Below are 13065 nucleotides of genomic sequence, written 5' to 3' on the forward strand. Positions count from 1 at the left end.
GCCTCTCAGAGGGGTCAGTTGCCGTTGCGTTCTTCGTAGCGCTGACCCAGTGCCAGCAATTGGGGGGTTTCGATGACCGCATTCAGGCCATCGAAGTCCAGCATTTGATCTTGCCAAGGCCGTGTGGTTTGGTGGGCGTGCAAGCTGGCGTAATAGCCTTGCAGCGTGTGCAGCACGGCCCGCGCCGTGCCGCCCGGAAAGATCACGATCTTGAAACCGCGCTCGCCCAACTCGGCCGCGCTTTGCACCGGTGTCTTGCCGCCTTCGACCATGTTGGCCAGCAGTGGCACACGCTTGGCAAACTGGGCGCAGGCGCGGTTCATCTGCTCGTCAGACCTCAGCGCTTCAATGAACAGCGCATCAACCCCACATTCCAGATAGCGCTCTGCTCGCTCCAGTGCGGCGTCCAGGCCCTCCACGGCCACCGCATCAGTGCGGGCCAAAATCAAGGTTTTTTTGTCGTGGCGGGCGTCCAGAGCGGCACGCAGCTTGCCCTGCATCTCAGCCACCGGCACCACGCCCTTGCCGTCCAAGTGCCCGCAGCGCTTGGGGAATGTCTGGTCTTCAATCTGGATCATCGCAGCGCCAGCGCGTTCAAAATCGCGCACCGTGCGCTGGGTGTTGAGCGCGTTGCCAAAGCCGGTGTCGGCGTCGACGATCACGGGAATGTTCACCCGGTCGGTGATGTGCGCCAGGGTCTGCGCCACTTCGGTGGCGGTGGTCAGGCCAATGTCGGAGCGTCCCAAGCGGGTGTAAGCGATCGATGCGCCCGACAGGTACACGGCTTCAAAACCCGCCTGCTGCGCCACCAGCGCGGTGAGCGCGTCGTACACGCCGGGCGCGAGCAAGGCCTGGGGTTGTTGCAGGCGCTGGGCCAAAGTGGTGTGCTGGCTCATGGCGTCTCTTTCAAAAGTTGTTGCGCGGTGTGCGCGGCGATGTGCCCGCCCGCGATGGCGCTGAGCAAACCGTTGCCCGACAAATAACCCCACACCGCTTGCCCCGACACGCCCCGCGCTGCGCCGCCTGCCGCCAGCACATTGGGCAAGGGCGTGCCGTCTTCGCGCAACACACGGGCTTGTGCGTCGATGTCCAGTCCGCCCTGGGTGTGGAACAACGCACCAGTGACTTTGATCGCATGGAACGGCGCTTGCAGTGCGCGCTTGAACGTGCGGCCGGTGGCCGGGTCGGTGCCGGGCTGCACCGCGTTCAAGGTGGCTTGCAAGGTTTCGGTTGGACAACCAATCAGTTGCGCCAGTGCATTCGCATCAGCCGCATGCTGCACCGCGCCCGCGCCTTGCGCAGACACAAAGTCCGGAAATCCTTGTGCAAACGTCAGCAGCGCATCGTCAAACACATTCCAGGCCACGCCGCCCGGCTGCGCCAGCACATGCACTGCAGCCTCCGAGTAACCTTGGGTCTCATCATGAAAGCGCTGGCCTTGGGCATTGATCTGCACGCCGCCCTCCATCATGAGCGCCCACGAGATCAAAGCGCCTTGTGGCACGGCCCAAGAACCGTGGCCTTGGTACGCACCCAGGTCGGCCAATCGCGCACCCAGTTGTTGGCCCCAAGCAATCGCGCTGCCATCGTTGCCCACATGGCCCGCATAAGTGGCCTCGGCCATCTCGGGCAGCATCTCTTTCACCATGGCCGTGGCCCCGCCAAATCCGTTGCAAGCCAGCAGCACCGCATCACAGCGGATGCGCTCGGTTTGCCCGTCAGGGCGCACAAAGCCCACGCCGTGGATGCGTTGCGCATCGTCGGCCCGCAGCTCGGTCACTTGCGCTTGCGTGAGCACCACCACACCAGCGGCATCGGCTGCCGCTTGCAAACGGCTCATCAAACCCGCGCCGGTTTTTTCGGGCACGGCGTGCATGCGGTGGGCGCTGTGGCCGGGGTACAAAAAGTTGTCCAGCACTTGCCAGGGCAGGCCGTGGTGCTTGGCCAGCGCGTCCATGGCCGGGCCAATGTTCTGGGCATAGGCCTGCACCAAATGTGGCGCAGCCTGGCCATGGGCCTTGGCCTGAATGTCGTCGGCAAAAGCTTCCACACTGTCGGTGATGCCTTGCGTCTGTTGCACTTGTGTGCAGGGTGCCGGGATGAAGCCCGAAGACAAAGCCGTTGAGCCCGCAGCAAACGCATCACGCTCCAACACCACGCACTCCACACCCATGCGGTACAAGGCCAGCGCAGCCGTCAAGCCACAAGCGCCTGCACCCACGATGACCACCGGCGTGTGGTCTTCGGCCTGTAATTGAGAGGCCGGACGAATGTGTGCCCGTGTGTGTGCCAGCGTGTCGGTCATGGCTTCAGCCCAATTGCTTCAAGAACGTGGCGCTGTCCATCACCTCGCCCACCGACGCCATGTCGGCCAGCGCGGCTTGGTGCGCGGCATCGCTGAAGGCGGCGCAACCGTCGGACAGCACGATCACATGGTAGTCACGCACATGCGCATCGCGCACCGTGCTGGCCACACCACCGTTGGTCACAATGCCGCACACCACCAGCGTGTCGATGCCTGATTTTTTGAGCACCCAGTCGAGTTGCGTGTTGAAGAAAGCCGAGTACGCGACCTTGAACACCGACACATCAACCAGCGGGGCCAATACATCCACATTGGCCTGCCCCCGGCTGCCCGGCGCAAAGTCGCCCTTGCGCAAAAACGGGCGGCGCTCTTTCAGGTGCGCCGAGATCATGGGCTCGCCCTGCGCGTCGGGCCACAGCGTGAACAAACTGGCCGTGACCAAGCCGCCATGGGCTTTGATGGCGCGGGCCACCGGGGCCATGCGCTCGGGCAACTTCACAGCTTCGGCGCTCAGGGTGTTGCCCCGGGCATAAGCTCCGTCAGGCGCCAAAAAATCGTTTTGCAGGTCCACGATGACCATGCCCAATTTGGCGGTCTTCAAGTTCATGCGGTGCGCTCCACCAAGAGGTTGCCCAGTTTGTCGACACGGCCTTCAAAGCCGGGTTCGAGCCACACGGTCGTGTCGGGCTGCTCCAAAATCGCCGGGCCTTGCACCACGGTGCCCACGGGCAGGCTCAAGCGCTCGTAGCGCTGGGCTGTCCACCATTGGCCTTGGTGGTATACCTGCTGCTCGCCCACCGGGGTGGTGCTGCCCTCGCCTTGCGGGGCCAACACCGCCAAGTCGAACTTGGGACGACGCCCGATGCGGGCATAACGCAGGTTCATCACGCGGATCACCGGGCCTTGCAGCACACGGCCAAAGGCATGTTGGTAAGAGGCCTCAAACGCGGCCAGCAAACCGGCGGCATTCAATTGCTCGCGCTTCACAGGCACTTGCAGTGTGTGCGTCTGGCCCATGTAGAGCATGTCAAAGCTGATGACTTCGTCCACGCGCACAAAGTTCACACCGGCAGAATCCAAACGCACCTGGCAAGCCTCGGCCAATGTGTCCACGCGCTGCAGCAAAGCAGGCCAGGCCACATCGGCCAAAGCCACGTTCAAGGTTTGCACCGCGTCATGGCGCATGTCGGCCATCACGCAGCCCAGCGCCGACGTCACGCCCGGGTAACGCGGCACGATGCCGGTGGTCACGCCGACCTCGCGCATCATGGCGCACACATGCAGGCCGCCGCCACCGCCAAAAGGCATGTAGGCGAACTGGCGCGGATCGTGGCCGCGCTCGATCGACACCACGCGGATCGCGCCGGCCATGCGGGCGTTGGCGACGGTGAGGATGGCTTCGGCAGCGGCCAGCGCCGTCAAGCCCAAAGGCTCGGCCACATGCTGGGTGATGGCTTGCTCAGACAAACCAGCGTTGAGTGCCTGCAACAAGCCGCCACCCAAAGGCCGGTCGGCCGCGATGCGACCCAGCAGCACATTCGCGTCGGTCAAGGTGGGGCGGGTGTTGCCGCGCCCATAGCAAGCTGGGCCGGGAATGCTGCCGGCCGACTCGGGGCCCACTTGCAGCATGCCGCCCGCATCGACCGAGGCGATCGAGCCGCCACCGGCACCGATGGTCTCGATCTGGATCATGGGCGAGCGCACCACCAGGCCAAATTCGATGGACGTCTGCGCGGCCAGCGCCGCCTCGCCACCGGCCACCAAGGACACGTCAAACGAGGTGCCGCCGATGTCGCCAGTGATGACGTTGTCAAAGCCCGAAGCACGGGCGATTTCGGCGCAGGCCATCACGCCAGCAGCGGGACCGGACAGCGCGGTGCGCACCGGTACGTCACAAGCGGTCTGGCGCGACATCACGCCGCCGTTGCTTTGCACAATCAGCAATTCACCGCCAAAGCCTTGGGCGCGCAAGTCGCCGTCCAGCCGCTGCAAATAGCTGCCCACCACGGGCTGCAATGCCGCGTTGAGCGTGGCCGTCGAGCAGCGCTCGAACTCGCGGATCTCGGGCAGCACTTCGCTGGCTGCCGTCACGTAGCTGTTGGGCCAGATTTCACGCACAGCGGCCACAGCGGCTTGTTCGTTGCCGGGGTTGGCATAGGCGTGCACAAAGAACACACACACGGCCTCGCAGCCTTCGGCCAGCAGGGCGCGGGCTTGTTCGCGCACCTGGTCCAGATTCACGGGGGTGTGCAACTGCCCATCGGCCAGCACACGCTCGTCCACTTCCAAGCGCCAAGCCCGTGGCACGACCGGCGTGTAGCTGCCGCGCAGGCCCCAGGTTTGCGGGCGGTCGCGGCGGCGCATCTCCAGCACATCGCGAAAGCCGCGTGTGGTGATGATGCCGGTGCGGGCGATCTTGCGTTCCAGCAAGGCGTTGGTGCCCACGGTGGTGCCGTGCACGATGGTGGCGATGTCTTTGGCGCCTTCGGCACCGGTGACCCCGGTCACTTTGGCGATGCCGTTCATGAAGCCACGGGCTTCTTCGCCCCGGGTCGAGGGCACTTTCACGATGCGGGCCTGGCCGGTTTTTTCATCCAACACAAACAGGTCGGTAAACGTACCGCCCACGTCCACGCCGACCACCCAATGCGGTTGATTCACAGACTGCTCGCTCATGCTTGTTCCTTGGTGTAACCGAGTGCCGCGTCATTGGCGCGGTCTTTTTCAGTGCGCTCAGCCGGAGTGCCCCAGCCGCCGCCGCCTGGCGTTTGCAGGCGCACGCGGTCGCCTTTTTTCAGATGGATGCCGAGCATCTTGGAGACCATCGGCGGGGTCTTCCACTCGCCGTTTTGGCAATACTCGAACACGTTAGGCAGTGCAGATTGGCCGCCGTGGATGCCTTTGGGGGCCGACTTGCCGCGCTCGCCAAAGATGAAAGCCTCGGCGCTGTCTTCGAGCAACTCGATCTCGTAAATCGCACCCAAACCGCCCCGGTGCTGGCCATCGCCGCCCGAGCCGGGGCGCAAGGCCCACTGGGTGAAGCGCACCGGGTAGGCCGCTTCCAGAATTTCCATCGGTGGGATCGTGGCGGTAGAGATCGGCGCGTTGCCGTGCGACAGGCCATCGCCATCCGAATGGCCACCGTGCCCGCCACCGAAAAAGCTGAACATCACCCAGCGCTGGCCTTTGCGCTTGTCGTCGGTGCGGTGCCCGGCAATCGACAAGGCGTTGATGGTGCCGTAGGCATGGGCCACCGCCCGCTGTGGGTCGGCCAGGGCCGTGGCGCTGAAGATCACATCGATCATGCGCAAAATCGTTTCGGTGTAGCCGCCCACCGGACGGGGCCGCGACGCGCTGATGACCAGGCCATCGGGGATGATGAAGTCCACCGCATCGAGCACGCCCGCGTTGGCGGGCACATCGGGGAACACATGCTTCAAGGCCACATAACAAGCGGCCACGGCTGTGGCACGCGAAATGTTCACCGGGCCCGCGCACTGCGCCGAGGTGCGAGAAAAGTCCAGCGTCAGCCGATCGCCAGCCACCGTCATGTCGAGCGCAATCGTCAGCAACTCGTCTTTCACGCCGTCGTTGTCCAGCACGTCTTCAAAGCTGTAGCGGCCATCGGGCAAGCTGCCGATGTGCGAGCGCATCAGGCGCACGGCTCGGGTGCGCAGCTCCACCAGGGCCTGCGCCACTTTGGCATCGCCGTATTCGTCGAGCAAGCCGTCCAGACGGCGCGCACCCAATTCGAGCGCGGCCAACTGGCCGTTCAGGTCGCCCCACAAGCTGTCGGGCAAGCGGGTGTTTGCGCGCAAAATGGCCAACACATCGTCGTCGAGCACGCCAGCGCGCAAGATGCGCACCGGCGGGATCTGCACCGCTTCTTGCCAGCACTCGGTCGCGGCCGGGTTGTAGTTGCCGGGCACCGCACCGCCCACATCGTGCCAGTGCGCGGCCGAGGCCAAAAAGCAATACAGCTGGCCGTTGCGAAAGCAAGGCTTGACCAGCTTGAAATCGTTGGCGTGCGTGCCGCCTTCGTAGGGGTCGTTGAACAACCACACATCACCCGGCTGCATGCCGCCGCGCTCAGCGGCCACGCGCATGGCGGCGCGTACGGCAAAAGCCATGGCGCCCACAAAAACGGGCAGGCCCGACTTGCCCTGGATCAGGGTGTCGCCGGTGATGGCGTCGTACAGACCGTGGCAAGCGTCGTGCGCCTCGGCAATGATGGGGTTGAAGGCGCTGCGGTACAGCGTCGCGTCCATCTCGTCGGCGATTTGTTCGAGCCGACCGCGCAGCACGGCCAGGGTAACCGGGTCCATCACCGGGTCAGTCACCGGGTTCATGGCAGCGGGAGTTTGAGAAGCTGAAACCATCGGGTTCATCCTTGTTTTCTATTCTTGAGCAGGGGCAGCAAACCACCTGCATCGACCATGTCCATCAAAAAACCGGGGATGGCCGCGCAAGCCAAAACCTGGCCGTTGGCACGGATCACCTGCGGGGTGTCGCCTTCAAAATGCAAGGCCACGCGCTCGCCCTCTTCGATCTTGTCGGCCTCGGGGCAGGTCAGCAGCAAGAGGCCCAAGTTGAAAGCGTTGCGGAAATACAGACCGCTGTAAGACGGCGCGATCACTGCAGCCAAGCCCAGGTGCCGCAGCACGCCGGCCGCCTGCTCGCGTGAAGATCCAATGCCAAAGTTGGCCCCAGCCACCAGCACATCGCCCGCTTGCACACCCGAGGCGAAGTCGGCACGCACCGCCTCCAGGCAATGCCAGCCAATCACTTCCAGCCCATGCTTCATATAGGCGCCGGGCGCCAGTGCATCGGTGTCCACATCGGCGCCCACGCGCCAAACTCTTGCGTTCTTGAAACTGCGCGTGTTCATGCCAGCACCTCGCGTGCATCGCTGATGCGCCCACGCAAAGCCGAAGCCGCCACGGTGTAGGGCGAGGCCAAATACACGTTCACGCTGGCCGGGCCCATGCGGCCCTTGAAGTTGCGGGCAGTGCTCGAAATCACGGTGGCCCCTTCCGGGAAAGTCGCGCCGTAACCGGCGCAAGCGCCGCAGCTGTTGGGCAAGATGGTGGCGCCTGCGTCCTGCAGGATCTGCATCACGCCTTCTTGCGTGGCCTGGGCTTGCTCGCGGGCGCTGGCCGGCGCCACCATGAGCTGCACGCCAGCGGCCACGCGCTGGCCCTTGAGCACCTGCGCGGCGGCGCGCAGGTCTTCGAGCTTGGCACCGGTGCAGGCACCGATGTAGGCAATGCTGGGCACCACGTCGGCAAACTCGGCCACATCGCGCGTGTTGGCCGGGCTGTGCGGCGCGGCCACTTGCGGGCTCAGGCGCGAGGCGTCAAACATGTGTTGCTCGTACTCTGCGTCTTCGTCGGTGAACCACTGCTCGGCACCGCTGAGTTGGCCTTCCGACACGCCAATCGATTTCAGGTGCGCCAGCGTCGTGGCATCGGCCGCGATCAAGCCCGCTTGTGCGCCCATCTCGGCGCTCATGTTGGACATCGTCATGCGCTCGGCCATGGACAAGGCCTGCACGGCAGCGCCTGCAAACTCCACCGCCTGGTATTGGCCGCCGTTCATGCCAAAGCGGGCAATCATGTGCAGCATCATGTCTTTGGCCGACACACCCGCTTGCAAGCGGCCATGCCAGTGCATGCGCAAGGTGCGCGGCACCTGCACCCAAATCTGGCCGGTCACGCACACGCCCAGCATCTCGGTGGCGCCAATGCCGAACATGTAGCAGCCAAACGCACCGCCCGTGGGCGAATGCGAGTCGCCGCCCACGCAAAACATGCCGGGCTTCAAATGGCCCCGTTCGGGCAAAACCACATGGCAGATGCCTTCGCTGTCGATCACATTCGGCAGCTGCCAAAGCTTGGCGGTGTCACGGGTGATCTGGATGATTTTTTGCGCGTCCGCGTCTTGTGCGGGCACATAGTGGTCAAGCACCAGCACCACTTTGTTTTTGTCCCAGATCTCGGCGCCCAACTCGTCCAACATAGGCTTGAGACGCCGGGGGCCGGACGAGTCGTGGAACATGGCCAAGTCCACGTTGCAGGTCACCACCTCGCCCACGGCGACATGGGTACGGCCTGCAGCGCGGGCAATCAGTTTTTGTGCCAAGGTTTGCGGCATGGTTTCGCTCGTGCTCATTCAGCGCCTCACATGCCCAAATAGGCTTGCCGCAAAGTGTCGCTGGCCAACAGGTCGGCGGGCGTGCCCGAAAAACGGATCGTGCCGTTTTCCATCACATAGGCGCGGTCGGCAATGTCCAGCGATTGGCCCACGTTTTGCTCGACCAGCAAGACCGCCAGGCCCGTGCTGCGCAACTGCGCGATCAGCGCGAACATCTCTTCGACCAAAAGCGGAGACAAACCCAGCGAAGGCTCGTCCAGGATCAACAAACGCGGCTCGGCCATGAGGCCTCGGCCAATGGCCAGCATCTGCTGCTCGCCACCGCTCAAAGTGCCTGCCAGTTGCGTCACACGTTCCTTCAGGCGCGGAAAGGTGTCGTACACCTTGTCCAGGTTTTGTGCCCGGCGCTCGCGGCCCCGGGTGAAGGCGCCCAGTTCCAGGTTTTCATGCACGCTCAGGTTGGGGAAGACCTTGCGGCCTTCGGGCACCTGGATCAAACCGTGCGTCACCACCTCGCGCGAATGCATGCCGGTGATGTCCTGCCCATCGAACTGCACCTGCCCGGCACGCGTGGCCACCAAGCCACTCAAGGTCAGGTTGAGCGTGGTCTTGCCTGCACCGTTGCTGCCCAAGAGCGCCACCGTCTCGCCGGGCATGACCTTCAGGTCCACACCGCGCAAAACCTCGACCGCACCGTAGCCCGACTTCAGGCCTTGCACATTCAACAAAGCGCTCATGCCTGGGCCTCCTTGGCGGCCAGCGCTTTGGCCGCGTTCTTTTGCAAACGCTCGGCGGTGCCGTGGCCCAGATAGGCCTCGACCACCGCTTTGTTGTTCGTCACTTCGGCGGGCGTGCCGTGGGCAATCAATTGCCCTTGGGCCAGCACCCAGACTTCTTGCGCCAGGCTCATCACGGCTTGCATGACGTGCTCGATCATCAAGACCGTCACGCCGCTTTTGGCAATGCTTTGCACCACCGGAATCATCTCGGCAATCTCTTGCGGATTCAGGCCCGCCAGCACCTCGTCCAGCAGCAAAAGGCGCGGGCGCGTGGCCAGCGCACGCGCCAGCTCCAGGCGCTTGCGGCCGGCCACGGTGAGGTCGCTGGCCAGTTTGTCCAGCTGTGGCGTCAGGCCCACCTGCTGCGCCACCGACTCGGCAAACTCGAGCGCTTGCGCACGACCGGGCAGGTGCAGATGCGCACCGACCGCGATGTTTTCACGCACCGTCTGCGCGGCAAAAGGCTGCACGATCTGGAAGGTGCGGGTCAGGCCCATGCGGGCGTTCAGGTGCGGCGCCTGGCCGGTGATGTCTTGCCCGGCAAAGGCCACGCGCCCGGTGTCGGGCACGATGAAGCCGGACATCAACGCAAACAAGGTCGTCTTGCCCGCACCGTTGGGACCGATCAAGGCGCTCAGGCGCCCTTCGGTCACCGACAGGCTGACGTTTTGCACGGCCTTGAGACCGCCAAAGGATTTACCCACGCCGTCGATTTGCAGGAGCGCGCTCATGGTTTTTCTCCATCCGAAGCCTTGCCACCACGCCACCACTGCAGCGGCGTGATGGTGCCCAAGCCCGCAATGCCACGGGGCAAGAACATCACAATGCCGATCAGCACCACGCCGTAAATGACCATGTTGATGCCTGGCAACTGGCCAAACAAATTGCGCGTGAGGTCGGCCAGGATGTGCAAGCTGATGGCGCCCAAAAGCGGTCCCCACAGCGTGCCCAGACCGCCCACAATCGCGCCCACCAAAGCCTCGACCGAGGTGTGCGAGCCAAAGGCAATGCCTGGGTCGATGTACTGGAACACCTGCACGTAAAACGCACCGCCAGCGCCCATCAGGCCGCCCGACAAGATGGTGGCCACCAGCTTGACCTTGAAGGGGTTCACGCCAATGGCGCGGGCCGCGTCTTCGTTGTCACGCACCGCTTGCAGGTAAGCGCCAAAGCGCGAAGCCTTGAGCCATGCCGTGACGCACAGCGCCAGCGTGACCAGGCCCAGCATGAGCCAGATGAAACCGGACCGGTTGGCGAACTGCATGTTGGCGGCCGACTCCTGCAGCGGCAGCATCAGGCCCACACCGGCACCGGTGAAAGGCACCGAGGTGGCCACGATGCGGAACACCTCGGCAAAGGCCAGCGTGACCAAGGCAAAGTACGAGCCCTTGAGGCCATAACGGAACGAGGCCGCGCCCACAAAAGCACCCACACCGGCTGCAAAAGCCATGGCCAGCGGCAAAGCCACCCAAGGGCTCAGGCCCCATTGCATTTGCGCGATGGCCTGCACATAAGCGCCAGTGCCAAAAAAGAGCGCGTGGCCAAACGAAAATTGCCCACCAAAACCACCCAGCACGTTCCAGGCTTGCGAGAGCAAGCAGGCGTACAGCGCGGTCATCACAAAGTTGAGCACCACACCCGATTGGGTGAAAAACGGCACCGCGCCAATGAGCAATGCAAACAGCGCAATGCGGCGAAAGTCTTTCATGCCTTCGCTCCAAAAAATCCTTGCGGCCGAAGCATCAGCACCGCAATGAAAATCACAAAAATACCCACTTGCCCCAGCGACTCGCCCAGCAGCAAACCACCCAAAGACTCGACCACGCCAATCAGCAAGCCGCCGAGCAAAGCCCCGGCAAAGCTGCCCATGCCGCCCAGCACCACGATGGTGAAGGCCACCAGCACAAAGCCATTGCCCACCTGTGGGTTGACGTAATAAGCCGGCATCAAAAAGCAGGCTGCAGCCCCCAAACTGGCCAGGCCCAAGCCAAAGCACATGGCGTACACATGGTCCACATCGATGCCCATCAAGCGGGCACCTTGCTTTTCTTTGGACACCGCGCGGATGGCGCGACCCAGGTCGGTCTTTTGCACGATGAGCAACAACGCGGCCGACACCACCAAGGCCCCACCAAACGCCACCAATTTGGGCAGCGCGATGAAGGCCGGGCCGATCTCGACCGTGCTCAGGGTGTAAGCGGTTTCAATGGTTCGGGTGTCGGATTTGAAAAACAGCAAAGCCAGGTTTTCCAGCACGATGGACAGGCCCAGTGTGACCAGCAGAATGTTTTCGTCTTTGCCATGGCTGGCGCGGTTGATGACACCGCGCTGCAGCGCATAGCCCAGAACGAACATGGCCGGCACCATGATGGGCAAGGCCAGGTAAGGATCGATCCCGAGCTTTTCCTTGAGCATGTACACGCCGTACAGCGCCACCATCAAGGCCGCGCCATGCGCGAAATTGATGATGTGCAGCACGCCATAAATCAGCGTCAGGCCCAGCGCAATCAGCGCATACACGGCACCGGTGGTGATGCCGTTGAGCACTGACGGAAACAGGATGTTCAAGTCAAGCATCGGGAGTCTTTCAGTTCAATGCCAGATCAGCCCTTGAGCGGGAAGACCGGTTCGACTTCGCGGTAGTCGCGCGGCACGATCACCTTGATGTCGCCTTTGGTGACCTGGGTCATCAAAGGCTGTGCGCCCATGTTCTGACCGTTCACAAACTGTGTAGGACCGTAGGGCATGATGTGGTTGGCGAACTTGCTCGAAGCCAGCGCGTCGATGATGGCGGCGCGGTCTGGCGACTTGGCGCGCTCGATCGCATCGGCCAGCAGCATCATGGCGGTGTAGGTCATGAACACTTCGTAGCTGAAGAACTGGCCTTGGGCTTCCACACGCTTTTTCAGTTCGGCAGAGCGCTTGTCCTTGGGGTTGAACCAATGGTTGCAGTCGATGATGCCGTTGGCCGCCTCTGGGAATTCCTTGACGAACTTGTAGCTTGATGCCGCGCCGCCGAGCACCGAATAGATGGCCTTGGGCGTGATCTTTTGCTGCTGCAGTGTGCGCACCAGCAAGGCGTATTCGTTGTAGTAGTTGGCGGGGATCAAGATGTCGGGGTTGACCTGCTTGATGCGCAGCGCGATGTTGTTGAAGTCACGCGTGGGGTTGGCGTGCTTGATGATCTCTTTGACTTCGTAGCCGTAGCCGGGCAACTCTTTGGCCAACAAGTTGGCGGTGCCTGTGCCAAACAGCGACTCTTCGTGCACGATCATCACGGTGCGGGCGGGCTTGCCAGCAGCGGTGTTCAGGGCGTGCAAGCTGGCCACGGCCGTCTCGGCGCACTTCTTGTAGCCGGGGCCAAAGCGGAAGGTGTTTTTCAGGCCACGCTCAACGATCTGGTCGGCCACACCGACGTCGACCACATGGGGCAGGTTGTACTTGGCGGCCGCTTGTGTGGTGGCCAGGCAAATGGCGGATGCGAAGGCACCGACCACGGCGCTGACGCCGGCTTCGTTCATCTTCTCGATTTCGGCAGTGCCCGCTTGCGGGTTGGACTGCGCATCGCCCAGCATGGCTTCGAGCTTGGCGCCGCCCAGCGACTTGATGCCGCCGGCCTTGTTGATGTCTTCAATGGCCATCAAAGCGCCCATGCGGCACTGCTGACCGGAATAAGCCAAAGCACCGGTGACGGGGTGCAAAACACCCACTTTGACGGGCTTGGGCTGCGCCCCGCTCACCAAAGGAAATGCAAGTGCCGATGCCGCAGCAGCGGACTGGCCCATAAAGGTACGACGTGTGGTCATGAGAACATCCTTTTCGTGAAGG

At 63.2% G+C, this 13065-nt stretch carries 12 protein-coding genes; all 12 read right to left on the reverse strand.

Annotated elements, in window-relative coordinates; genetic code table 11:
* Positions 1-14: 14 nt before the first annotated feature.
* From B9Z43_RS08335 to B9Z43_RS08390, 12 genes are read right to left on the reverse strand one after another with little or no spacing between them, the layout of a single operon-like run.
* Positions 15-896, reverse strand: coding sequence for an oxaloacetate decarboxylase (locus B9Z43_RS08335; protein ID WP_108324368.1), 882 nt, complete (start codon positions 894-896; stop codon positions 15-17).
* The gene (locus tag B9Z43_RS08340; RefSeq protein WP_108324369.1) at positions 893-2305 is read right to left on the reverse strand and encodes an FAD-dependent oxidoreductase; all 1413 of its coding nucleotides are present in this window, start codon (positions 2303-2305) and stop codon (positions 893-895) included. Before B9Z43_RS08340 ends, B9Z43_RS08335 begins: the two co-directional genes overlap by 4 nt.
* Positions 2306-2309: 4 nt before the next feature.
* The gene (locus B9Z43_RS08345; RefSeq protein WP_108324370.1) at positions 2310-2912 is read right to left on the reverse strand and encodes a cysteine hydrolase family protein; all 603 of its coding nucleotides are present in this window, start codon (positions 2910-2912) and stop codon (positions 2310-2312) included.
* Complete coding sequence (locus B9Z43_RS08350) at positions 2909-4981, reverse strand: hydantoinase/oxoprolinase family protein (RefSeq protein ID WP_108324371.1); 2073 nt, start codon at positions 4979-4981, stop codon at positions 2909-2911. Before B9Z43_RS08350 ends, B9Z43_RS08345 begins: the two co-directional genes overlap by 4 nt.
* Positions 4978-6684, reverse strand: coding sequence for a hydantoinase B/oxoprolinase family protein (locus tag B9Z43_RS08355; RefSeq protein WP_233249962.1), 1707 nt, complete (start codon positions 6682-6684; stop codon positions 4978-4980). Before B9Z43_RS08355 ends, B9Z43_RS08350 begins: the two co-directional genes overlap by 4 nt.
* 5 nt (positions 6685-6689) lie before the next feature.
* On the reverse strand, positions 6690-7193 hold the full coding sequence (locus B9Z43_RS08360) for a 3-isopropylmalate dehydratase (protein WP_108324372.1): 504 nt from the start codon (positions 7191-7193) through the stop codon (positions 6690-6692).
* Positions 7190-8476, reverse strand: a complete 1287-nt coding sequence (locus tag B9Z43_RS08365; RefSeq protein WP_108324373.1) for a 3-isopropylmalate dehydratase large subunit — start codon at positions 8474-8476, stop codon at positions 7190-7192. The genes B9Z43_RS08360 and B9Z43_RS08365 overlap by 4 nt, the downstream gene beginning before the upstream one ends.
* Before the next feature lie 8 nt (positions 8477-8484).
* Positions 8485-9195, reverse strand: a complete 711-nt coding sequence (locus tag B9Z43_RS08370; RefSeq protein ID WP_108324374.1) for an ABC transporter ATP-binding protein — start codon at positions 9193-9195, stop codon at positions 8485-8487.
* Complete coding sequence (locus B9Z43_RS08375; protein WP_108324375.1) at positions 9192-9968, reverse strand: ABC transporter ATP-binding protein; 777 nt, start codon at positions 9966-9968, stop codon at positions 9192-9194. Before B9Z43_RS08375 ends, B9Z43_RS08370 begins: the two co-directional genes overlap by 4 nt.
* A complete protein-coding gene (locus B9Z43_RS08380; protein ID WP_108324376.1) occupies positions 9965-10945 on the reverse strand; it encodes a branched-chain amino acid ABC transporter permease in 981 nt (326 codons plus the stop codon). The genes B9Z43_RS08375 and B9Z43_RS08380 overlap by 4 nt, the downstream gene beginning before the upstream one ends.
* The gene (locus B9Z43_RS08385) at positions 10942-11814 is read right to left on the reverse strand and encodes a branched-chain amino acid ABC transporter permease (protein ID WP_108324377.1); all 873 of its coding nucleotides are present in this window, start codon (positions 11812-11814) and stop codon (positions 10942-10944) included. Before B9Z43_RS08385 ends, B9Z43_RS08380 begins: the two co-directional genes overlap by 4 nt.
* A gap of 26 nt (positions 11815-11840) precedes the next feature.
* Positions 11841-13043 carry an ABC transporter substrate-binding protein gene (locus B9Z43_RS08390; RefSeq protein ID WP_108324378.1) on the reverse strand — a complete coding sequence of 401 codons (1203 nt, stop codon included), beginning with the start codon at positions 13041-13043 and terminating at the stop codon, positions 11841-11843.
* Positions 13044-13065: the final 22 nt, after the last annotated feature.

The organism is Limnohabitans sp. MMS-10A-192, from assembly GCF_003063335.1.
Lineage (GTDB): Bacteria > Pseudomonadota > Gammaproteobacteria > Burkholderiales > Burkholderiaceae_C > Limnohabitans_A.